Annotated in this window: 19 protein-coding genes; 11 read left to right on the plus strand and 8 right to left on the minus strand. The window is 67.8% G+C overall.

Features of this window, described 5'->3' with window-relative positions:
* Window positions 1-181 precede the first annotated feature (181 nt).
* The gene (locus ABE423_RS16055) at window positions 182-910 is read right to left on the minus strand and encodes a response regulator (RefSeq protein WP_032129364.1); all 729 of its coding nucleotides are present in this window, start codon (window positions 908-910) and stop codon (window positions 182-184) included.
* A gap of 127 nt (window positions 911-1,037) precedes the next feature.
* On the opposite strand from ABE423_RS16055, the gene rlmD reads away from it, so the two are divergent.
* The 9 genes from rlmD (at window position 1,038) to ABE423_RS16100 (ending at window position 8,371) form a co-directional block, all read left to right on the plus strand.
* Window positions 1,038-2,372 carry a 23S rRNA (uracil(1939)-C(5))-methyltransferase RlmD gene (rlmD, locus tag ABE423_RS16060; protein ID WP_125895832.1) on the plus strand — a complete coding sequence of 445 codons (1,335 nt, stop codon included), beginning with the start codon at window positions 1,038-1,040 and terminating at the stop codon, window positions 2,370-2,372.
* A 33-nt stretch (window positions 2,373-2,405) separates the two neighbouring features.
* Window positions 2,406-2,891: a CYTH domain-containing protein gene (locus tag ABE423_RS16065; RefSeq protein WP_125895839.1), complete on the plus strand. Its 486-nt coding sequence runs from the start codon at window positions 2,406-2,408 to the stop codon at window positions 2,889-2,891.
* Between the two features lie 115 nt (window positions 2,892-3,006).
* A complete protein-coding gene (locus ABE423_RS16070) occupies window positions 3,007-3,702 on the plus strand; it encodes a DsbA family oxidoreductase (protein WP_121504611.1) in 696 nt (231 codons plus the stop codon).
* A gap of 163 nt (window positions 3,703-3,865) precedes the next feature.
* Window positions 3,866-4,873, plus strand: coding sequence for a beta-N-acetylhexosaminidase (nagZ, locus tag ABE423_RS16075; RefSeq protein WP_032129343.1), 1,008 nt, complete (start codon window positions 3,866-3,868; stop codon window positions 4,871-4,873).
* Window positions 4,873-5,427, plus strand: coding sequence for a hypoxanthine-guanine phosphoribosyltransferase (locus tag ABE423_RS16080; RefSeq protein WP_346486717.1), 555 nt, complete (start codon window positions 4,873-4,875; stop codon window positions 5,425-5,427). The genes nagZ and ABE423_RS16080 overlap by 1 nt, the downstream gene beginning before the upstream one ends.
* An 82-nt stretch (window positions 5,428-5,509) precedes the next feature.
* A complete protein-coding gene (locus ABE423_RS16085) occupies window positions 5,510-6,256 on the plus strand; it encodes an S-methyl-5'-thioinosine phosphorylase (RefSeq protein ID WP_010482830.1) in 747 nt (248 codons plus the stop codon).
* Window positions 6,257-6,344: 88 nt separating this feature from the next.
* Window positions 6,345-6,551, plus strand: a complete 207-nt coding sequence (locus ABE423_RS16090) for a cold-shock protein (protein WP_005410590.1) — start codon at window positions 6,345-6,347, stop codon at window positions 6,549-6,551.
* A gap of 102 nt (window positions 6,552-6,653) precedes the next feature.
* Complete coding sequence (locus tag ABE423_RS16095) at window positions 6,654-7,922, plus strand: NAD(P)/FAD-dependent oxidoreductase (protein WP_346486719.1); 1,269 nt, start codon at window positions 6,654-6,656, stop codon at window positions 7,920-7,922.
* A 179-nt stretch (window positions 7,923-8,101) separates the two neighbouring features.
* Window positions 8,102-8,371 (plus strand): hypothetical protein, encoded by a 270-nt coding sequence (locus ABE423_RS16100; protein ID WP_032129345.1) that lies wholly within the window; start codon window positions 8,102-8,104, stop codon window positions 8,369-8,371.
* Between the two features lies 1 nt (window position 8,372).
* Here ABE423_RS16100 and pdeM read toward each other — a convergent pair whose 3' ends face one another.
* The 4 genes from pdeM to ABE423_RS16120 are packed head-to-tail and all read right to left on the minus strand — an operon-like array spanning window position 8,373 to window position 14,062.
* Window positions 8,373-9,014, minus strand: coding sequence for a ligase-associated DNA damage response endonuclease PdeM (gene pdeM, locus ABE423_RS16105; RefSeq protein ID WP_125895834.1), 642 nt, complete (start codon window positions 9,012-9,014; stop codon window positions 8,373-8,375).
* Window positions 9,004-11,463 (minus strand): ligase-associated DNA damage response DEXH box helicase, encoded by a 2,460-nt coding sequence (locus tag ABE423_RS16110; protein ID WP_346486722.1) that lies wholly within the window; start codon window positions 11,461-11,463, stop codon window positions 9,004-9,006. Before ABE423_RS16110 ends, pdeM begins: the two co-directional genes overlap by 11 nt.
* Window positions 11,460-13,067 (minus strand): ATP-dependent DNA ligase, encoded by a 1,608-nt coding sequence (locus ABE423_RS16115; RefSeq protein ID WP_125895836.1) that lies wholly within the window; start codon window positions 13,065-13,067, stop codon window positions 11,460-11,462. Before ABE423_RS16115 ends, ABE423_RS16110 begins: the two co-directional genes overlap by 4 nt.
* Window positions 13,064-14,062 (minus strand): ligase-associated DNA damage response exonuclease, encoded by a 999-nt coding sequence (locus tag ABE423_RS16120; RefSeq protein WP_253145021.1) that lies wholly within the window; start codon window positions 14,060-14,062, stop codon window positions 13,064-13,066. Before ABE423_RS16120 ends, ABE423_RS16115 begins: the two co-directional genes overlap by 4 nt.
* A gap of 113 nt (window positions 14,063-14,175) precedes the next feature.
* Between ABE423_RS16120 and ABE423_RS16125 the strand changes: the two genes are divergently transcribed.
* Window positions 14,176-15,813, plus strand: a complete 1,638-nt coding sequence (locus tag ABE423_RS16125) for an acyl-CoA dehydrogenase family protein (RefSeq protein WP_049398306.1) — start codon at window positions 14,176-14,178, stop codon at window positions 15,811-15,813.
* Between the two features lie 315 nt (window positions 15,814-16,128).
* On the opposite strand, the gene ABE423_RS16130 is transcribed toward ABE423_RS16125, so the two are convergent.
* The 3 genes from ABE423_RS16130 to ABE423_RS16140 all read right to left on the minus strand — a co-directional run bounded on the left by ABE423_RS16130 (window position 16,129) and on the right by ABE423_RS16140 (window position 18,338).
* Entirely contained in the window at window positions 16,129-16,539 is a 411-nt protein-coding gene (locus tag ABE423_RS16130; protein ID WP_346486725.1) for a hypothetical protein, read from the minus strand.
* 157 nt (window positions 16,540-16,696) lie between these two features.
* Window positions 16,697-17,038, minus strand: a complete 342-nt coding sequence (locus ABE423_RS16135; protein WP_004153024.1) for a hypothetical protein — start codon at window positions 17,036-17,038, stop codon at window positions 16,697-16,699.
* A gap of 124 nt (window positions 17,039-17,162) precedes the next feature.
* Window positions 17,163-18,338, minus strand: a complete 1,176-nt coding sequence (locus tag ABE423_RS16140; protein ID WP_121504604.1) for a thiolase family protein — start codon at window positions 18,336-18,338, stop codon at window positions 17,163-17,165.
* A 183-nt stretch (window positions 18,339-18,521) separates the two neighbouring features.
* On the opposite strand from ABE423_RS16140, the gene ABE423_RS16145 reads away from it, so the two are divergent.
* A complete protein-coding gene (locus ABE423_RS16145; protein WP_346486728.1) occupies window positions 18,522-21,362 on the plus strand; it encodes a S8 family serine peptidase in 2,841 nt (946 codons plus the stop codon).
* Window positions 21,363-21,391: the final 29 nt, after the last annotated feature.

Here is a 21,391-nt window from a genome sequence, read left to right on the forward strand (position 1 = left end):
CACTGTGGGTTTGCGGGGTGTGAGCCGCATGGATGCGGCGACCAAGGCTACATGGACGTACTTGCGCCGTCCCCGCAAACCCACAGTGCCCCGCCATCCCACGGAATGCTGCTTTGGCCTTTGACGTTGCCCTGGCTTGAAGGCTTCGGCAGGTGCAGGGCGCAGCCCTGCCGAACAACCCTTAATGCAGCAGGGCAGCTACCGCGTCGCGGAACCCCGCCTGGGCCTGCCCGGACTCCGGCGCATGATGCAACTGGCGCACCGCCCGGCCCAACCGCGCCGCGCCCACGAAGCCACAGCTCGCCTGCAGCCGATGCAACTGGCTGCGCAGCTGGCGCTCGTCATGCTGGTCCACCGCCTGCTCGACCGCATCGCGTACGCCCGGCAGCTCGGCCAGGAACAGCTCGCGCAGCGCGATCAGGTGGTTGCGCTGGCCATTGAGCGCGGCCAGTGCCGCAGTCTCGTCCCAGTCCTGTACCTGCAGCTCGACCGCGGCCGGCGCCTGGGCCATGACGATCCCGGCCGGGCTGTTGACCAGGGCGCGGCGCACCGCCTTCAGCAGCTGGTCGCGGCCCAGCGGCTTGACCAGCGTGTCGCTGAAACCGGCCTCGCGCAGGCGCGCATGGATCGAGGTATCGCCGTCGGCGGTATGCGCCAACGCCGGGGTGTCGGGATGTGAACGGCGCAGTTCGCGCAGCAGCTGCGCGCCATTGCCGTCAGGCAGGTTGACGTCGATCAGCCACAGGTCATGCGCGCCGGGTTCGGCGCTGGCCAGGGCGCTGGCCAATGAATCTGCGGTGTCCACGTCCGCCGGTAACGTTTCCAACGCCGCCTTGAAAAAACCGCGGCTGATGATGTCGTCCTCGACAAGCAGGAAGCGGGGCCGGCTGGCCCGCGGGGTCATCTGCATCAGGGCTGCCTCCATGTCAGCTGTTGCAATCATCAAGCACAGCGGCGGCGGGCGCAAGCGGGTCCGGACCCTGCCGGTCAGGATCTGCGACAATACGCCCCCATTTTTGCCCGCAGCCTGTTGCCACGTGGCCCGATCCCGCTCCCGCATCGACCGTACCCCGTTCCAGACCGAGATCCTCGACCTCAGCCATGATGGTCGCGGTGTCGCCCGCCGTGAAGGCGAGGGCGGCAAGGTCACCTTCGTCAGCGGCGCCCTGCCGGGCGAGGTGGTCATGGCCGAACAGACCGCCCGCAGCCGCCATTTCGACGAAGCGCGTACGGTGGAAGTGCTGCAGGCCTCGCCGCAGCGCGTCACCCCGAAGTGCCCGCACTTCGGCACCTGCGCCGGCTGCGTGCTGCAGCACCTGGACGAAGACCAGCAGATTGTCGCCAAGCAGCGCGTGCTGATGGACAACCTGGAGCGCATCGGCCACGTGAAGCCGGGCACCGTGCTGGCGCCGCTGGTCGGTGAGAGCTGGGGCTACCGGCGCAAGGGTCGCTTCTCGGTGCGCCGGGTCGAAAAGAAGGACAAGACCCTGGTCGGCTTCCGTGAACAGGATCCGCGATTCGTCGCCGACCTCAGCCAGTGCCTGACCGTGATCCCCGAGATCGGCACCAAGGTCGAGGCGCTGTCCACCTTCATCGAATCGCTCGATGGCAAGCGTGACATCCCGCAGATCGAATTCATCGCTGGCGACCAGGCCGTGGTCCTGACCGTGCGCCACCTGCAGCCGCTCAGCGATGCCGACCGCGTGGCCTGGGCCGCCTTCGGCCAGCAGCATGGCTTCGTGATCTACCTGCAGTCCGGTGGCGTGGATACCGTGCAGCCGCTGGACGGGCAGGGCGTGCCGCTGTCGTTCCGGCTGGCGCCGTGGGACGTGGAGCTGGCGTTCCGTCCGTTGGACTTCATCCAGGTCAACGCCAAGCTCAACGAGAAGATGATCGCCCACGCCCTGGACCTGCTGGAGCCGGGTGAGGACGAGCGTGTGCTGGACCTGTTCTGCGGCCTGGGCAACTTCACCCTGCCGCTGGCGCGCCGCGTGCGCGAAGTGGTCGGTGTGGAAGGTGATGCTGGCCTCGTCGCGCGGGCCCGTGAGAATGCCGAGCGCAACGGCCTGACCAACGCCCAGTTCTTCAGCGCCGACCTCACCCAGGACCAGCGCAGCACGCCGTGGATGCGCCAGGGCTTCGACAAGCTGCTCTTGGATCCGCCGCGCTCGGGCGCGATCGAAGTGCTGCAACAGCTGCCGCTGAAGCAGTTCAAGCGCATCGTCTACGTCAGCTGCCACCCGGGTTCGCTGGCACGCGATGCCGGCTATCTGGTCAACGAACAGGGCTTCACCCTGGTCAGTGCCGGTGCCATGGACATGTTCCCGCACACCGCACACGTGGAAAGCATCGCGGTATTCGAGAAGCGCTGATCGGCTGTCATGCCCATCGCGCATAATGGCGCGATGGGCATCGAAATCGAACGCAAATTCCTCGTCAGCAGTGATGGCTGGCGCGCCGCCGCGCACCGGGTGATCCCGATGGCGCAGGGCTACATCAACGACATGGGCGCGCTCGACCGCGGCACCCAGAACGCCTCGGTGCGCGTGCGCATCGAGGGCGACTACGCCGCGCTGAACCTGAAGTCGCGCACCATCGGCCACACCCGCCAGGAGTTCGACTATCCGATCCCGGTGGACGATGCGCGCGCACTGCTGGCGCTGTGCGTGGGCGGCCTGATCGACAAGCGCCGCCATCTGGTCGAACACGCCGGCCTGACCTGGGAGGTGGACGAGTTCCTCGGCGACAACGCCGGCCTGGTAGTGGCTGAGGTTGAGCTGGACAGCGCTGACCAGACCATCGACCTGCCGGACTGGGTGGGTGCCGAAGTCACCGATGATGCCCGCTACTACAACGTTGCCCTGGCCAGCCACCCGTATTCAGAGTGGTGAAACCACCCAAAAAGGGGACGGAGGGGATTAAGTCGTCTTTACCCCATCTGTGCGGGAAACGACTTAATCCCCTCCGTCCCCTTTTATCGAGGGTGTCGGCCCCCATGTGGAAAGGATGAGAATCGACATCTACTCCGACGTGGTCTGCCCCTGGTGCTGGATCGGCAAGCATCGTTTCCAGCAGGGCGTGCAGTTGCTGGGCGCCAACGCGCCTGAACTCGATATCCACTGGCAGCCGTTCCAGCTCGACCCGGATGCTGACGCCACCCCGGTGCCGCTGCGCGAGGCCTATGTGCGCAAGTTCGGCGGCGTTGAGCGTACCGAACAGATCCTCGGCCAGACCCAGACCACCGCGCGGGCCGAGGGCCTGCCGATGGACTTCAGCCAGGGCCAGGTGCGGGTGACCACGCTGCCGGCGCACCGGGTGTTGTGGCTGGCAGGCGAGCACGGCGTGCAGGATGCGGTGGGCGAAGCACTGTTCCGCGCCCACTTCGAGCACGGCCAGAACCTGGCGGACCCCTCGGTGCTGATCAAGGCGGGCGCGGCAGGCGGCCTCGACGCGGGTGAAATCGCGCAGATGCTGGCCTCCGACCGCGGCCTGGCCGAGGTCGAAGCCAAGCTGGCGCAGGCTCATGCATTGGGCGTTTCTTCGGTGCCGACCTTCGTCATCGATGGGAAGTGGGCCATTTCCGGGGCGCAGCCCCCCGAGGCCTTCGCCAACGCCCTTCGCCAGATCGCCGCCGAGCAGGGCGCGCCTGCGGCCCCGGCTGACGGCGACGAGGCCTGCGGCCCGGACGGCTGCAAGGTCTGACCGGATCCGAAAAGGGGACGGAGGGAATTAAGACGTATCCAGCCCGTAGGGGCCGATTGCGGCTTAATTCCCTCCGTCCCCTTTTTCTGACCACTGCGCCTGTCGGCCGGTTCTGCGACAATGCGGCACTGCGCCATGCGGGCGCGCGTTGTGGAGATCGACCATGCTGCTGATCGGCGTTGCCGGCACCGAACTGACCGCCCAGGAACGTGACTGGCTGCAGCACGATGCCGTGGCCGGGGTGGTGCTGTTCAAGCGCAACTTCGCCTCGCGCCAGCAGGTGACCGATCTGAGCGCGGCGATCCGCGCTGCCGCGCCACGCCCGCAGCTGATCTGCGTGGACCAGGAAGGCGGCCGCGTGCAGCGTTTCCGTGAGGGTTACAGCGAGTTGCCGCCGCTGCAGGACATCGGGGCGATGTACGCCACCGACCCGCAGCAGGCGCTGGCCCTGGCCGAGCAGCACGCCTGGCTGATGGCCAGCGAAGTGCGCGCCAGCGGCCTGGACCTGAGCTTCGCGCCGGTGGTCGATCTGGGCCGTGGCAACCGCGCCATCGGCAACCGCGCCTTCAGTGAAGACCCGCAGGTGGTGGCCGCGTTCACCGCCGCCTACGTGCGCGGCATGCATGCGGTCGGCATGGCCGCCACGCTCAAGCATTTCCCCGGCCACGGCACCGTGCTGGAAGATACCCACGTGGATACCGCGATCGACCCGCGCGCGCTGGACGAGCTGCGCGCCCAGGACCTGGTCCCGTTCCAGGCCGGCATCGCCGCCGGTGCCGACGCGGTGATGATGGCGCACGTGATCTATCCGCAGGTGGCACCGGAACCGGCCGGCTATTCGCCGCGCTGGATCCAGGACATCCTGCGCGGCGAGCTCGGCTTCCGCGGCGTGGTGTTCTCCGATGACATCGGCATGGCTGCCTCGCACAGTGCCGGCGGCGTGCCGGCGCGCGTGCACGCGCATCTGGATGCCGGCTGCGACGTGGTGCTGGTCTGCCACCCGGAACTGGTCGATGAAGCCCTGCACGCGGTGCAGGGACGCTCCCTCAATACTGCTGCGCTGCTGGGCCTGCTGGGCCGCGGCGCGCTCGGCTGGGACGGCCTGCTGGCCGATGCCCGCCATGGCGACACCCAATCCCGTCTGCTTGAAACCCTTGGAAGAACCGTCTGATGCCCAACCTCACCATTTCCCAGGCCCTGGCCCAGGCTGACCTGCTGGTCGACCGCCCCACCATCGACAAGGCCATCGCTGGTATCGCCGACGCCATCGCGCGCGATTACAAGGGCGAGGTGCCGCTGTTCCTGTCCATCATGCACGGTGCGCTGCCGTTCGCCGGCCAGCTGGCGCTGGAACTGGGCGAGCGCGGCCAGGACGTGCAGTTCGATTACCTGCACGCCACCCGTTACCGCGGTGAAACCACCGGCGGCGACCTGGTCTGGAAGCACAAACCGGCCACCTCGCTGTTCGGCCGCCGCGTGCTGCTGGTCGACGATATCCTCGACGAGGGCTACACCCTGCAGGGAGTGCGCACCTGGTGCCTGGAACAAGGCGCGACCGACGTGCGCATCGCCGCGATGACGGTGAAGAAGCACGACCGCGCGCTGCCGGACGTGACTGCCGACTACGCCGGCATCGAACTGCCGGACCGTTACGTGTTCGGCTTCGGCATGGACGTCAACGAAACCCTGCGCTGCGTGCCGGCCATCTACGCGATGAAGGAATAACGGCGCAGCCGCCCGCGGCGCGTCTTCTTCTGCCGCCGGCATCCTCGGGTGCCGGCGTTCGTCTTTTCATGGAGTGCTTCGAATGCAACAGATCGCCCTGGCCGTGATCGGCGGTACCGGTGTCTATAACCTGGCCAAGCTTGACGACGTGCAGACCCACGAGGTCGACACCCGCTTCGGACGTCCGTCGGGCCCGGTGCGCGTTGGTACGCTGCTCGGCCATCGCGTGGCGTTCCTGGCGCGGCATGGCGAAGGCCATTCGCTGCCGCCGCACAAGATCAACTACCGCGCCAACCTGGCCGCGCTGCAGCAGCTGGGCGCGCAGCGCGTGCTGGCGTTGAACACGGTGGGGGGCATCACCGAACACTTTGGTCCGCGCGTGCTGGCCTGCCCGGACCAGATCATCGACTACACCTGGGGCCGCATCAGCACGATCTGTGAGGAAGAAGGCACCGACGTAGTCCACGTTGATTTCGGCCACCCGTACACACCAATGCTGCGCAGCAAGATCCTGGCTGCGGCCAAAGTGACCGGCGTCACGGTCCATGACGGTGGCTGCTACGGCGCAACACAGGGCCCGCGCCTGGAAACCATCGCTGAAATCGCCCGTATGCGCCGCGACGGCTGCGATCTGGTGGGCATGACCGGCATGCCGGAAGCCGCCCTGGCACGCGAGCTGGGGCTGGATTACGCCTGCCTGGCGATCATCGCCAACTGGGCTGCCGGCTGTGGTGATGGCGAGGAGATCACGATGGCCGAAGTGCTGGCCAACGTGCAGGCGGCCGGCAACGGACTTCCGGAACTGGTGGGCGAATTGGCACGGGGGTGATTGTCTTCCCCGAGCAAGCTTTGCATACTCAGCTTGTGCGCGGGTTCAGCGTACACCACCCATTCATTGCATAAGGTCTCGCATCACCATGCCGAACGGTACCGTCAAGTGGTTCAACGACGCCAAGGGATTTGGCTTCATCTCGCCGGAGGATGGCAGCGCCGACGTGTTCGCGCACTTCTCCGCCATCAACTCCAAGGGCTTCCGCAGCCTGCAGGAAGGCCAGCGTGTCACCTATGACGTGACCCAGGGCCCGAAGGGTGCCCAGGCTTCGAACATCACGCCGGCCGAGTGATCCACTCGACAGTGCGTTGAAAACCCCGCTTCGGCGGGGTTTTTTTTGCGCGGATTGCCCGCGACCCGCTCGCGATCCACCCGCCTCGGGCACAATGCGGCCATGACGGAACGACTGCGCATCGCCGTGATCGGCTACGGCACCGCTGGACAGGCAGTGTCCATCCTGCTCACCCGTGACGGCCACGAGGTGGAGATCTTCGAACGCGTGCCCACGCCGGGGCCGGTGGGTGCCGGTTTCCTGCTGCAGCCCAGCGGCCTGCAGGTACTGTGGCAGATGGGCCTGCTTGATTCCGTGCGCGCACATGCCGCGCCGGTGCACCGCCTGTATGGCGACACGCCGTGCGAGCGCGCGGTGATGGACATGCGCTACGAGGGACTGGATGCGCGCCTGCACGGCCTGGGCATGCAGCGCGGGGCCTTGTTCTCGCTGTTGGACGAGGCGCGCGCAGGCGAGGGCCAGCTGCATGCCGGTACCACCATTACCGAGGTGGATGCCGAACACGGCCGTCTGCGCGACAGCGACGGGCGCACGCATGGCCCGTTCGACCTGGTAGTGGTCGCCGATGGCGCCGCGTCGACCCTGCGCGGCACGATCGCCGGCGGTGCCGGGCTGGACCGCGTGTATCCGTGGGGGGCGCTGTGGTGCCTGCTGCCGGCCGAGGACTGGCCGCACGTGCAGGAGCTGCGGCAGCGTTACGTGGCCGCGCGCAAGATGATCGGACTGCTGCCGGTCGGCACGCGCCCCGGTGATGACACGCCGCGCCTGAGTTTCTTCTGGAGCCTGCCACGCGCCGACTTCGAACGCTGGCAGGCCGATGGCATGACGCCCTGGCTGGATGAACTGCATGCACTGTGGCCGCAGGCCAGTGCGCGCTTCGCCCATCTGCGTGATGCCGGCCAGTTGGCGCGCGCGGTCTACCGTGATGCGGTGATGACGCGCTGGCACCACGGCCGCATGGTGGTGGCCGGTGATGCCGCGCATGCGATGAGCCCGCAGCTGGGGCAGGGCGTGAACATGGCGCTGTTGGACGCGCTGGCGCTGCGCGATGCGGTGCGCACCTATGGCGGCAACACGGTCGCGCTGCAGGCCTACCAAGCGCAACGCAGGGCACACGTTGCGGTGTACCAGCGCTGGAGTCGTTGGCTGACGCCGCTGTTCCAGTCCGACCGCGACGCCTGGGCGAAGGCGCGTGACGTGCTGCTGGGCCCGATGGGGCGCCTACCCGGGGGCCGTGGCCACATGCTGCGCGTGCTCAGTGGCACCCAGCACGGCTGGTTCGGTGCACTTGCACTGGATCCGGCGTTCGTCGACGCACTGGCCACCGCAGCGGAGATGCCTCGTATCAACGCGATCACGGCCAATGCGTGAAGCGCGTCGTCACCTGAATTAACGGTTGCCTCACCGCCGATATGCGAGAAGTAGGTTGCACGCGATTGCGCGTCGCCCGTTTTCCTTTCCGTGATCAACATCGCGCGTGGCCCGGGCGGCGCTGCCGTTGCGGCCTGTTGCGGCCCGGATGTGCCGCTGATGTTGAAGAGGAGGACGCCATGTTGTTCGCGGTCGAGGAGCTGGAATCGGAAATCTGCAAGCTGCGCGGATTGCTGCAGATGCTGCACGAGGACCAGCCCGACGTACTGGAGGACGTGTTCGAGTTCCATGTCGGCAGCCTGATCAGTCATGCATCAGCGGAGCACCACGCGCGCATCCGCACCTGCGCGCAGGAAATGCTGGCGGCGATCCAGGCGTTGCCGCGACGACGTGAGGGTGACACGCCTGATTTCCAGTTGATGCCGCAGCTGGGCATTCGTCCGGCCTGATTCAAGCCACCGGCAGTTGCACCAGGCCGTTTTCCACGCAGGCGACCCTTTGCTCGCCGCGGGCGGGCACGGGCACGATGCCGGCAGTGAACGCGGAGAAGGCCGGCAGCACCGTCATCCGCTCACGCAGCCAGAACGCGGGGAAGCGCCGTCGCAATGGCGGCAAGGTGACCTGCGGATGCAGATGCCCGGCGATCACATGCAGCTCTGCATCGGGCATCGGCTCATGGCGAAGCAGGAACGGCTGCAGCCGTACTTCATCGTGGATCTGTACCTGCAACTGAGCATGCGGCAGCTGGCGGTCGTGATTGCCACGCAGGACATGCACGTCCAGCGAAGCATTGCGTTCGCGCCATGCCAGCCATTGCTGGTACCACGCAGCGCGATGCGCCGGTCCATGCAGGATGTCACCCAGGATCCACAGCTCGCGACAGGCATGCCTGTCCAGCAGCCCCTGCAGGCGTTGCAGGTCTTCGCCGGTGCCGCCGCTGGGCAATGCGATGCCGGCGCGGCGGAATACATCGGCCTTGCCCAGGTGCAGGTCGGCGATCAACAGCGCCTGCCGCGCGGGCCAGTACAGCGCACGCGCGCCAAGCAGAATCAGCGATTCGCCGGCGCGCAGCAGCGGCAGTTCATCGGCCATGGCGACGCTCCAGCTGCTGGGCCGCACGTTGCACGCGGGTGCGCCAGTCCTCGTTGCTGAACTGCCCGCGTTGGCGTTCAGCCCATAACGGGAAGCCCAGTGGCGTGAGTGATGTCGGGTGCTGCACGGAGAGGACCTGCATGCCGATCCTTGCCAGGACCTGCTGTAGTCCCGGCAGATCCAGGCTGTCGTGCAGCACTTCGCGTTCGGCCAATGCCAATAGCAGGTGACCGGGGTCATGCTCGCGCAGTACGTCGTAGAGCAGGCCTGCCGAGGCCTGCAGCTGGCGCAGCGATCGCGGCATACCGCCGGGCAGGCTGGGGACCAGCAGGCCCGCTACGCGTGCGATGCCACGGAACTGGCGGCGCGCCAGCTCGCCCAGGTTCACCGCGGCACGCAGATCGTCCAGCAGCTGATCGGCGGTGAACAATGCACGCCATTGCGCCGCATCCAGTTCGATCGCCTGCGCCGGTGCCAGCACCAGGCCATGATCGTTCACCGCGTAGCCGATGCTGTTGCGCTGCCGGCGGGTACAGCGCAGTGCCAGCAAGGCGGCCAGCGCCTCGTGCACGTGACGGCCGGCAAAAGGGTAGACGAACAGGAACTGGCCGTCGCGGCGCCGCACCTCTTCCACCAGCAGATGCTCTGGTCCGGGAAGCGCCGACAACTGCTGCTGCAGTGCCAGCAAGGGGGACAACCAGCGTGATTCGGCACTGTCGTCGGCGCCGGACAGTACCCACTCCAGCTCGCGGCCGAGCGGCATCGACAGTGGCAACTGGCCTCCCTGCCAGCGCGGCACCACACCATCACCGCGCCCTCGTGCCAGCCGCACGAAGGCGGTCATGTCGCGCAGCTGCACCAGTTCCAGCAGGCGCCCGGCGAACTGGAAACGGTCGCCGCGACGCAGGCGGCTGGCGAACTGTTCCTCCACGGCACCCAGGCCACCACCGCGCAGGAACTGCACGCGCACGCTGCCATCGCTGCTGATGGTGCCGATCGACAGCCGATGGCGCAGTACCTGGCGGCGATCGTGCATGCGGTACCGGCCGTCGGCATCACGCACGACCTTGTGGAAATCGGGGTACTGGGCCAGGGCCTGGCCACCCTGCACGATGAACGTCAGCACGGCCTGCCACTGGTCTTCGCCGAGAGATGCGAAGGCATGGGTACGCCGTACCTGCGCCAGCAGCGCATCGCTGTCGAAGCCACCGGCCAGGGCGCGGCTGACCGCATGCTGGGCCAGCACATCCAGCGACAGCGTCGGCGGCCTGCGCGCTTCGACCACGCCTTCGGCCAATGCACGGCGCACCGCGGCGTATTCGGCCAGCTCCAGTGCATGGCTGGGCACGCACAGGATGGAACCGCTGGCACCCGGGCGGTGACGCGCACGTCCCGCGCGTTGGCGCAGGCGGGCCGCGCCCTTCGGGCTGCCCAGCTGCAGTACCTGCTCAACCTCGGGGAAGTCCACGCCGAGGTCGAGGCTGGAGGTGGCAACCACGCAGCGCAGCGCGCCCGCGCGCAGGCCATCCTCGACCTGCTGGCGCAGCGCTGGATCCAGCGAGCCGTGGTGCAGCGCAAGCGTGTCCGGGGCTTCCGGCCAGACCGCGGCCAGCGCCTGATGCCACAGTTCTGCCTGCGCACGGGTGTTGGTGAACAACAGGCTGCTGCGTGCCCGCATCAACGCGTCCAGCACCCGCGGCAGCTGCGCCAGGCCCAGATGCCCGGCCCACGGAAAACGTTCGCCGGGTTCCGGCAGCAGGCTGCGCACGCTGATCGCGCGCGGGCGCACGCCCTGCACGATCGGCGCGTCGGGCTGTCCGGGCAGCAGCACGTCGCGCGCCTCATCCAGGTTGCCCAGCGTGGCCGAAAGCCCCCACAGCTGCACTGCAGGCGCAGCTTCGCGCAACACCGCCAGGTTCAACTGCAGCAGCACACCGCGCTTGTTGCCCAGCAGCTCATGCCATTCGTCCACCACCACGCAGCGCAGCTGGCGCATGCGCGGCAACGTATCCGGATAGCTCAGCAGCAGCGCCAGTGATTCGGGCGTGGTTACCAGTACGTCGATGCGGCCTTCGCGGGCCTGGCGCCGCTCGCGGTTGCTGGCGTCACCGCTGCGCAGGCCGACACGCCATCCCAGTCCCAAGCCGTCGACGACGGCCTGGAGCGCGCGTGCGGTATCACTGGCCAATGCGCGCAAGGGCGTGACCCACAGCACCTGCAATGGGCGCACCACACTGGCGCGGCGGGGCGAGGGAGGTGGATCGATCAGCGCCTGCAGCAACGGCCCGCCGAACATCGCCAGCGTCTTGCCGCTGCCCGTGGGCGTATGCAGCAACCCGGATTCGCCGGCCAGGTAGTGGCGCCACATCGCGCGCTGGAAGGGCAGTGAGCGCCAGCCGCGTGCCGCGAACCAGTCTTCCAGCCGGCGCAGTGCCTGGCTGCGGGTCATCGCGCCAGCGCCTGCAGGCTGGCCAGCTGATCGGCCTCGCTGGCAGGCTTGTCGTGGCGCCAGCGCAGGATGCGCGGAAAGCGCACGGCGATCCCCGATTTGTGCCGGCTGCTGCGGTTGACCGCTTCGAAACCCAGCTCGAACACCTGTTCGGCGCGTACGCTGCGCACCGGCCCGAAACGCTCGCGGGTGTTGGCGCGGATCCAGCGGTCAAGCGCGAGGATCTCCTTGTCGTCCAAGCCCGAATACGCCTTGGCCACCGGCACCAGCGTGTCGCCGTCCCAGACGCCGAAGGTGTAGTCGGTGTACAGCGTGCTGCGCCGCCCATGGCCAGCCTGTGCGTACAGGAGCACCGCATCGATGGTGAGCGGATCGACCTTCCATTTCCACCAGTCACCGCGGCGTCGCCCAGCCAGGTAGGGTGAGCCGCGTCGTTTCAGCATCAGCCCTTCCACGCCACGCTCGCGTGCCACATCGCGCATCGCCGCCGCCTGCGCCCAGTCGACGGCGGCAACGTCGGGCGACAGCTGGATCCGCACATCGTCCAGTGCACCGATGACCGCGGCAAGTCGCGTACGCCGTTCCTGCAACGGCAGCTCACGCAGGTCCGCGCCGTCGTGCTCCAGCAGGTCATAGGCGAGCACGCGTACCGGCGTGTTGCGCAGAGTCGCTGCTCCTGGCTTGCGACGCTGGATGCGGGTCTGCAGGGCGGTGAATGCGCGCGGCAGGTTGGCGGTCTCGTCCCAGGCCAGCAGCTCTCCGTCCAGCACGCAGCCCTCCGGCAACGCCATCGCGGCGTGCTCGATCTCGGGGAAGCGGCCATCCAGTCGTTCCTCGCCACGGGACCACAGCGCGACTTCGCCACGCCGGCGCAGCAGCTGCAGGCGTATGCCATCCCATTTCCATTCCAGCAGCCAGTCGTCGATCGCGCCGAGGCGTTCGGCAGGATCGCCTTCCAGAGGGGAGGCGAGGAAGAAGGGGTAGGGCTGCTGGCGGTCGGACGGCAGCTCGTCCGGTGACAGCAGTTGAGCCAGCAGCCCGGGCGAGGGGACCCACTCGCCGAGCATGCGCTGGGCGATGCGTGCGATGTCCAGGCCGGACCATTCCGCCAGTGCCTGCTGTACCAGTCGCTGCGAAACGCCAACGCGCAGGGCGCCGGTCAGCAGCTTGTTGAACACCAGGCGTTCGCTGCTGCACAGCTGCCGCCACCCGGCGACGACCGCAGCGCGGCGTACTGCCTCGGGTTGGTTGGCCACGGCCAGCAGATGCTGTTCGATCCAATCAGCCAACGGGCGGTCGGCGGCTGGCTGCGATGGATCATCCAGCAGCAGGGTCAGCGTTTCGGCCAGGTCACCCACCTGCGCGTAGCTGTCTTCCACCAACCAGGGAGGCAAGCCGGATTCTTCGGCAATCCAGCCGCGCAGTTCGCCGCTGGCGGCGATCTTCCGGCGTGCACCGCCCACCTTGCCGCCGCTGAGCAGGTACAGCGCCCACGCCGCATCATGCGCACGCGCGTGGCGGAAGTAGTCGACCAGCGCCGCACGCTTGTCCAGCGTAGCCGTGCTGCGGTCCAGGCGCTGGTAGAGCGCAGCGAAGGCCTTCATTCCTCGCTCCCGAAATCGGTGCGGAAGGCTTCGGCAGCCACGCCGCGCTCGCGCAGGAACGGAATCAACGCATCGGTATTGCCATGGGTAGCGATCACCCGCTGCGCGCCTGTCTGTTCGATGGTCTGCAGCAGTGCTGGCCAATCGGCGTGATCGGAAATGACGAAACCGCGATCGACATTGCGGCGCCGCCGATTACCGCGCAGCTGCATCCAGCCGGATGCGAAGCCCAGCTGGTGGCGGCCGAAGCGGCGCATCCAGGGCGTGCCCGCAGCCGACGGCGGCGCGAGGATCAGCTGGCCCGCCGCGTCCGGCTGGCGGCCCTGTTCGGCCACGGCGAGCGTCTCCAGCATCGGTACGCCGGCCTGCCGGTAGACCGCCACGCCATTGGCGATGGCGCCGTGCAGCCAGGCTGGTCGATCGTCCAGCGGCAGCAGCTCGGCCAGCACCCGCTGTGCCTTGCCCAATGCGTAGCACAGCAGGATCGCGGCTTCGCCACGTTGTTCGCATTCGCGGCGCCACGCCAGGATCTCTGCAGCCACCGCCGGCGTGTCCGGCCAGCGGTAGATCGGCAGTGCGAACGTAGCTTCAGTGATGAAGGTATCGCAGGGCACCACTTCGAACGGTGTGCAGGTCGGATCAGGCTGTCGCTTGTAGTCGCCGGAGGCTACCCATACCTGCTGCCCGTCGTCGATGCGTACCTGTGACGAACCGAGTACGTGGCCGGCCGGATGCAGCGATATCTGCACCTGCCCGAGGCGGAACGGCACACCCTCGGCATGCGCCTGCACCGGCACGTCACCCAGGCGCCAGCGCAGGATCGGCAGGCTGCCTTCGCTGCAGTGGTACTCCCTCATGCCCGGGCGGGCATGGTCGCCGTGGCCATGGGTGATGACCGCGCGCGCTACCGGTCGCCACGGGTCGATATGGAAATCGCCGGCGGCGCAGTACAGCCCCTCCGGGCGCAGCACCACCAGATCGTCGTTGCCTGCCATGCGGTCACTGTGGCCTGCGTCTCGTGCAGAGGGTGAGAACCGGCCTGAACACGGGCTTGGCAGGCGATGCGGCACAATCGGGCCGCAGACCTCTTGCCGCCAGGATGGACCGGATGAGTGGACCCAGCTTCAGCAGCAACGCACCGTATGAAACCCATGTGGTGTTGAACCAGCCGCCGCCGTTCGCAGGGCGACAGTTGTGGACCGACGACGTGGCGCTGATGGAGGCCGTACAGCGCGAAGGCGCCGCGAGCTTCGCGCCGCGACTGGGTGTCTATGGTGCACTCGCCGGTGATGAACTGTACCGGCTGGGCTTCGATGCCAACCGTGATCGTCCTCGGCTGCGCACGCATGATGCACAGGGCCATCGCATCGACACCGTGGAGTTCCATCCGGCCTATCACCAGTTGATGGACACGGCAAAATCGCACGGTGTCGCTGGATTGTCCTGGCATGAGCCGCAGCCCGGCGCGCACGTGGCACGTGCGGTGTTGAGCTACCTGCATCACCAGGCCGAGGCGGGCACCAGCTGCCCGTTGACCATGACCCATGCAGCGGTGGCGGTACTGCATTCGCAGCCGCATCTGGCCGAGTGGGCGCGCAAGGCCGCTGCGCCGGTCTATGACCCGCGCGACGTGCCGGTGGCGGACAAGGCCGGCATCACCCTGGGCATGGGCATGACCGAGAAGCAGGGCGGCTCGGATGTCCGTGCCAACAGTACGCGCGCCGAACCGATCGATGGCGAGCGTTACCGTCTGGTCGGCCACAAGTGGTTCTTTTCCGCACCGATGTGCGATGGCTTCCTGGTGCTGGCGCAGGCGCCGGGAGGCCTGACCTGCCTGCTGATGCCGCGCCGGCTGGCCGATGGTGACCGCAATGCGTTCCGGTTGATGCGGTTGAAGGACAAGCTCGGCGATTGGGCCAACGCTTCCAGTGAGGTCGAGTTCTGCGGCGCACAGGCATGGCGTGTGGGAGAAGAGGGGCGCGGCGTGGCCACCATCATCGGCATGGTGATGATGACCCGCCTGGACTGCATGCTGGGTGCAGCGGCGGAGATGCGCATGGCGCTGGCGCAGGCGCTGCACCACGCACGTCATCGACGTACCTTCGGCAAGCTGCTGGTCGAGCACCCGCTGATGACCAACGTGCTGGCTGATCTGGCGCTGGAGTCGGAAGCGGCCACGGTGTTGGCGATGCGGATCGCGCGCGCGGTGGATCGCGCCGGTGTGGATGCCAATGAAGCCGCGATGGCGCGGTTGGGGACGGCACTGGGCAAGTACTGGCTGTGCAAGCGCGCGCCCGCCTTCGTCAATGAAGCGCAGGAATGCCTGGGCGGTGCGGGCTACGTGGAGGAGTCGATGCTGCCGCGCCTGTACCGGCAGGCACCGTTGAATTCGATCTGGGAGGGCAGCGGCAACATCCAGTGCCTGGATGTGCTGCGTGCGCTGGCGCGCGAACCGGAGGCGATGGCGGCGCTGCGCGGTGAGCTGGCATCGGTGGCTGACCGTGATGGGCGCTATGCAGCGGCATTGCAGCGTTGGGCAGCGGCACCGCCACCGGAGGAAGCGCAGGCGCGGCTGTTCTGCGAGCGCACTGCGCTGCTGCTGCAGGCGGCGCTGCTGCTGCGTGCGCGCAGCCCGATGGCGGAGGCATTCGTGCGTAGCCGGCTGGAAGGGGAGCACGGGCTGGCGTTCGGGACGCTGCCGGCGGGGGTGGAGCTGACGGCGATGCTGGCGCGCGCGCTGCCGTAGGAGGCGGCCAACGGCGGAGCCCCTCGTGGTGGGCGGCGCGGAGTCTGCGTCGTGAGCGGGCCGCGCGGGTGGGTTTCGCAGGGGGCGCTGCAAGTACGTCCATGTAAGCTCGGGCGCGCCATCCATGGCGCTTACGCCCCTGCGCAACCTACCCGCGCGTCCGTGGACACTTTCCGTACGCGTCCAGCACGGAATCAACAGAAAGAGCAGAGAGCGAAAAGCAGAAAAGCCGCGGCAGTGCCGCGGCTTTTCCTGTGCAGCCGAGCCGATGCTCGGCTGGTCGGTAGCGCCGGGCCATGCCCGGCGAACGAACCGTTAGTGCTTGGCTTCTTCCTTGGCGGCGTTGGCCTTGGCGTCATTGGCGACATCGCGGGCCTTGTCGGCGACCTTCTGTGCGGCGTTCGCAGTGGCGTCGCTGGCATGTGCGGCGGCATCGGTTGCGGCGGCCTTGGCCTTGTCGGCGGCGTTGGCGGTGGCGTCTGCAGCCTTGTCCAGCGCCTGCTGGGTATCGGCGGCGGCCTGCTCGGACGCGGCAGCGGTCTTGTCGGCGGCGTCGCGGGTGGCTTCGGCGGCCTTGTCCACGGCGTCACGGGCGGCAGCGCCTGCGCTGTCGGCAGCCTGCTGTGCGTCCTGCTTGGCCTGTTCGGCTTCGGGGCCCTTGCAGGCGGCCAGGGCCAGCAGCAGGGAGGCGGCCAGCAGGGTGGTGGTGATCGGGCGAATCTTCATGGCGGTCTCCGGTACTGCAATGGATGGGGACGCCAGCCTATTCATGCCGTTGTGAAGACGGGGTCGCGATGCAGCGGCTCAGTCGCGCGCATTCGAAAAAAGAAAAAGCCGCTGGCGAACCAGCGGCTTTTCCAGAACAGCGTGAAGAAAGAAGTTATTACTTCTTGGCTTCTTCAGCAGCGTCCTTGGCCTTCTCAGCGGTGCCTTCAGCAGCCTTGGCAGCGTCAGCAGCGGCGCCGGCAGCGGCGTCGGTGGCAGCAGCGCCAGCCTGGGCAGCAGCGTCAACCGAAGCGTCAGCAGCGGTGGCGGCGGTGTCAGCGGCCTGCTGGGCAGCGTCGGCGGTCTGGGCGCCAGCAGCGGCGGCCTGGTCGGCAGCAGCCTGGGCTTCGGTGGCGGCTTCGTTGGCCGAAGCAGCGGCGTCCTGGGCAGCTTCCTGCTTCGAGCAGGCGGCCAGGGCCAGAGCCAGGGACATCGCGACCAGCAGCTTGTTGATGCTCATTGTGTAAATCCTCGTCGTTAGAATTAGGCAACGCGCATGCTGCGCGCCGACAACATGATGACAAGCCAAGATTGGGTGTCAAGCGATCCCGCATTCATTTTTGCGAAATCATCGTTAAATCTTTTTAAATCAATTCGATGGCGATTGCGGTTGCTTCGCCGCCGCCGATGCACAGGGTGGCAATGCCGCGCTTGCCACCGCGCGTGCGCAGGGCGTTGACCAGGGTCACCACCAGACGTGCGCCGGAGGCACCGATCGGATGGCCCAAAGCGCAGGCACCGCCATTCACGTTGAGCTTGTCGTGCGGGATGCCCAGTTCGCGCATCGGCGCCATCGCCACCACGGCGAAGGCTTCATTGATCTCGAACAGATCGACCTGGTCCAGCGACCAGCCGGTCTTGTCCAGCAGTTTGTGCAGCGCGCCGATCGGGGCGGTGGTGAACCACTCCGGTTCCTGCGAATGGGTCGCGTGGCCGACGATGCGGGCCAGCGGGGTGATGCCGCGAGCGGCTGCATCTTCCTCGGTCAGCAGGACCACTGCAGCAGCGCCGTCGGAGATGCTGGAGGAACTTGCGGCGGTGACGCTGCCGTCCTTCTTGAAGGCCGGGCGCAGGGTCGGGATCTTGGCGATGTCCGAGCGGCCCGGCTGCTCGTCGGTGGCGACCTCGACCTCGCCCTTGCGGGTGGCGACCTTCACCGCGACGATTTCATCGGCGAACGCACCGTTGGCCTGCGCCGCCTGCGCGCGCTTGACCGATTCGATGGCGTAGGCGTCCTGCTCTTCGCGGCTGAACTGGTATTTGTCCACGGCGCATTCGGCGAATTCACCCATCGCCTTGCCGTCATAAGCGTTGACCAGGCCATCGTGGGCCATGTGATCGACCGCCTGGAAGTTGCCGAAGCGGTTGCCGGTGCGCGAGTTCGGCAGCATGTGCGGCGCGTTGGACATCGATTCCATGCCGCCGGCGACAACGATGCTGGCCGAACCGGCCTTGATCAGGTCATGACCGAGCATGATGGTCTTCATGCCCGAGCCGCACACCTTGTTCAGCGTGGTGGCACCGGTCGACAGCGGGATGCCGGCAGCGATCGCCGCCTGGCGGGCGGGCGCCTGGCCGAGGTTGGCCGGCAGCACGCAGCCCATGAGGACTTCGGAAACGTCGCTGGCCGGGATGCCCGACTGTTCCAGGGCGGCTGCGATGGCGGCCGCGCCGAGGGTCGGGGTCGGCACGCCGTTGAACTGGCCGAGGAAGGAGCCGATGGCGGTGCGCTTGGCGGCGGCGATGACGATGTTGGACATGGCAATCTCGTTGATGCGTAAGCAATGTTCGGAAAGGAGACCGGGGGCCGTTGGATGTGCCCCGGTTTCCCGGCAGACTGCGTGGGGGTCGACCCAAGTATAGAGGGTCGGGGAGGGCCGCCGCTGGGCGCGGCCGCACGCCTGCCGGGATGAAGGCAGGACAACGTTCATGGGAAGGAATCGATGGAACGCACGATGATGGTGAGGTCTGCCCTGGGAACCGCGCTGGTGGTAGCGCTGACGGCCTGTGGTGGAGGTGGCGGGGGCGGCAACGTGCGCATCGATACCCCGCCACCACCGCCGCCACCGACTACCCCGCCACCGACGACGCCGCCCCCGGTCAAACCGCAGGAGCCGGCCTTCGACGCGCATCTGTCAGTCACCAATGCGCGCGCCGCACAGGCTGCCGGCCTGACCGGCCAGAACGTGCGCATCGGCATCGTCGACTCCGGCGTGCAGCGCAATGCGGTGGCGTTGAATGGCCGGGTGCTGGCCAACCTCAACTACATCGATCCGGCCAGGAACAATCTGGGTGTCGATGATGTGGTCGGCCACGGCACCGCCGTGGCCAGCCTCGCCGCCGGCGCGGCAACGGGCTCCTGGCCGGGTGGCATCGCGCCAAAGGCGCAGATCGTGTCGGCACGGATCATTGCCGACAAGCCGCCCGTCGATGACGGCAGCGGCAAGGGCAATTCCTTCAGCGGCCCGCTGGGCGTGGCGCAGGTCCACCAGGACCTGATCAGCTACAACGTGAAGGTGATGAACAATTCGTGGGGCGGCCTGTACTGGACCGACCTGCCGACCACCGCGCAGGTGGCCGCCGAATATCGCCCCTTCGTGATCAACCATGGCGGGCTGGTGGTGTTCGCCGCGGGCAATGATGGCCGCAGCGAGCCGAGCAGCCTGGCCGCACTGCCCAGCCAGCAGGGCGTGGCCGGCACGCTGCCGGCTGCCGACCTGGAGCGCGGCTGGCTGGTGGCCACCGCCGTGGATCCGTATGCGCCCGGTACGCTGGCCAGCTATGCCAATGCCTGTGGCCAGGCGGCCCGCTACTGCCTGGCGGCGCCCGGCAGCGCGGTCTACCCCGATGCCAACGGTGGCAGCTACTACTGGAACTACGGCACGTCATTCGCGGCGCCCTTGATTTCCGGTGCGGCGGCGCTGGTCTGGGAGCGCTTCCCGTACTTCAGCAACGATCTGGTGCGGCAGACCCTGCTGGGCACCGCCAAGGATATCGGCGCGCCGGGCGTGGATCCGGTGTTCGGCTACGGCCTGCTCGACATCGGTCGTGCGATCAACGGTCCGGGTCGTTTCGACTGGGGTGATGTGGTCGCCAACGTGGATCTGGCCTCGACCGGCTCGGCGTGGCGCAACGATATCGTCGGCAGCGGCGGGCTGGTCAAGCAGGGCGGGGGCACCCTGGTGCTGGCCGGCAACAACAGCTACACCGGAGCAACCCGCATCGAACGCGGCATCCTGTCGCTGCAGAACGGTGGCGTGATCCGTTCCAACGTGACCATCCTCGGCCAGTCCGATCCGGATTCGACCGGCCTGCAGTTCAATGGCGGCACGCCCCGCGTGATCGGCAATGTGGTCAACGGCAGCAGCGTATTCCTCACCACCGGCAACACCACCGGCACCATCGAGGGCAACTACACCCAGCAGGCCGGCGCACAGTTGATGATCGCACTGGGCGCCAATGCGTTGCAGGTCACCGGCAATGCCGCGATCGACGGTGGCGTGCGCGTGCATGGCTTCGTTTCCGGCTACGTGCCACAGAACGGCAGCCGGCAGGACCTGATCCATGCGGCAGGCGGACTCAGCGGCACCTTCAGTACGCCGGCTACCTCCAGTGGCCTGCAGGGGCTGTCATTGCTGCAGAGCAGCTACGGCTATGACAGCAACAACGCGTGGTTGAACCTGACCCAGGTCAGCGTCACCGCAGCGGCCAGCGGGCTGGGGGCGTCCGCCCAGGCGGCAGCACAGCGCCTGGAAGGTGCATTCGCAGCGCTGGACAAAAACACAGGCCTGCAGGGATCGGCCTTTGGTGCAGCGGCCGGTGCCCTGCAGTGGACCGGCGGTGGCCCGCAGGGCCTGGCCGCCAGCCTGCAGAGCCTGTCCGGTCAAGCGCATGCGCGAGCCGAAGCAGCGACCTTCGACAGTATCGACATGTCGCGGCGTGCGATCGCCGAGCGTTTTGATCGTGTACAGGCCGCACCGCGCCTGCGCGGGAGCTGGCAGAGCGCGCTGGGTGAGGCGGGGCAGGGCAGCTTCGCCGGCAACGCTGCCGACAGCCGGGGCTGGATGGCCGGCCAGGATCTGCCACTGGGCAGCAACGGCCTGATGGGCGTGGCGTTTGGCGAGACCCGCAGCACTGGTGGCAGCAGTTTCGGCGGTGATCGTGGGCGTGATCGCCAGGCGCAGGCACAGTTGTATGCCGGCTGGAATCTGGGGCGTGGCTACGCGCTGGCCCAGGTGGGGAGCGGACAGTTCACCCGCGCGCTGGATCGTCAGCTGCTGCTCGGTGCGGGTGCCTATGGCGTCTCCGCGCGGTACGGCGGCCGTTTCAGCAGTGCCAGCGTGGAGGGCGGGTACCGGCTGGGGCGTGCGGGCGCATCGATGACGCCCTACGTCGGTGCCAGCACCACGCGTGTGGAGACCGACGCCTTCAATGAACTCGGCGGCTTTGGTTTCGGCCTGCGGGGCGATGCCAACCGCGTGCAGCGCAGCCAGATGCTGGCCGGTATCCGCGGCGAGCGCGGCTGGGGGCGTTGGACGCTGCGTGGGCATGCCGAATGGCAGCAACGGCTTGATGGTGCGGATGCGGACTGGCAGGCCAGCTTCGTCGGCGTCGACGCCTGGGCGCCGTTGGCGGGCTGGAACGCGCCGCGCGGCAGTGCGCTGATCGGCGTGGCGCTGGAATCGTGGTGGGGCCGCAATGGCCGCCTGAGCCTGGGCTTCGACCAGCGCGTTGGTGGCGAAGGTGCGCGGCAGGCCGCCTTGCACTACAGCACCGGCTTCTGAAGGACGGCTCGCGCCGGGTCATGCCCGGC

Origin of the sequence: Stenotrophomonas sp. TWI1409, from assembly GCF_039673015.1 — a bacterium.
Taxonomy (GTDB): Bacteria; Pseudomonadota; Gammaproteobacteria; order Xanthomonadales; family Xanthomonadaceae; genus Stenotrophomonas; species Stenotrophomonas maltophilia_A.

Coding starts and splice junctions, on each gene's coding strand:
- ABE423_RS16110 (WP_346486722.1), bottom strand. CDS start 11,463: ATGACCCGCAGCCAGGCACTGCGCCGGCTGGAAGACTGGTTCGCGGCA.
- ABE423_RS16120 (WP_253145021.1), bottom strand. CDS start 14,062: ATGGCAGGCAACGACGATCTGGTGGTGCTGCGCCCGGAGGGGCTGTAC.
- ABE423_RS16090 (WP_005410590.1), top strand. CDS start 6,345: ATGCCGAACGGTACCGTCAAGTGGTTCAACGACGCCAAGGGATTTGGC.
- ABE423_RS16145 (WP_346486728.1), top strand. CDS start 18,522: ATGGAACGCACGATGATGGTGAGGTCTGCCCTGGGAACCGCGCTGGTG.
- ABE423_RS16065 (WP_125895839.1), top strand. CDS start 2,406: ATGGGCATCGAAATCGAACGCAAATTCCTCGTCAGCAGTGATGGCTGG.
- ABE423_RS16085 (WP_010482830.1), top strand. CDS start 5,510: ATGCAACAGATCGCCCTGGCCGTGATCGGCGGTACCGGTGTCTATAAC.
- ABE423_RS16100 (WP_032129345.1), top strand. CDS start 8,102: ATGTTGTTCGCGGTCGAGGAGCTGGAATCGGAAATCTGCAAGCTGCGC.
- nagZ (WP_032129343.1), top strand. CDS start 3,866: ATGCTGCTGATCGGCGTTGCCGGCACCGAACTGACCGCCCAGGAACGT.
- ABE423_RS16095 (WP_346486719.1), top strand. CDS start 6,654: ATGACGGAACGACTGCGCATCGCCGTGATCGGCTACGGCACCGCTGGA.
- ABE423_RS16070 (WP_121504611.1), top strand. CDS start 3,007: ATGAGAATCGACATCTACTCCGACGTGGTCTGCCCCTGGTGCTGGATC.
- ABE423_RS16125 (WP_049398306.1), top strand. CDS start 14,176: ATGAGTGGACCCAGCTTCAGCAGCAACGCACCGTATGAAACCCATGTG.
- ABE423_RS16130 (WP_346486725.1), bottom strand. CDS start 16,539: ATGAAGATTCGCCCGATCACCACCACCCTGCTGGCCGCCTCCCTGCTG.
- ABE423_RS16140 (WP_121504604.1), bottom strand. CDS start 18,338: ATGTCCAACATCGTCATCGCCGCCGCCAAGCGCACCGCCATCGGCTCC.
- ABE423_RS16055 (WP_032129364.1), bottom strand. CDS start 910: ATGCAGATGACCCCGCGGGCCAGCCGGCCCCGCTTCCTGCTTGTCGAG.
- ABE423_RS16115 (WP_125895836.1), bottom strand. CDS start 13,067: ATGAAGGCCTTCGCTGCGCTCTACCAGCGCCTGGACCGCAGCACGGCT.
- pdeM (WP_125895834.1), bottom strand. CDS start 9,014: ATGGCCGATGAACTGCCGCTGCTGCGCGCCGGCGAATCGCTGATTCTG.
- ABE423_RS16080 (WP_346486717.1), top strand. CDS start 4,873: ATGCCCAACCTCACCATTTCCCAGGCCCTGGCCCAGGCTGACCTGCTG.
- ABE423_RS16135 (WP_004153024.1), bottom strand. CDS start 17,038: ATGAGCATCAACAAGCTGCTGGTCGCGATGTCCCTGGCTCTGGCCCTG.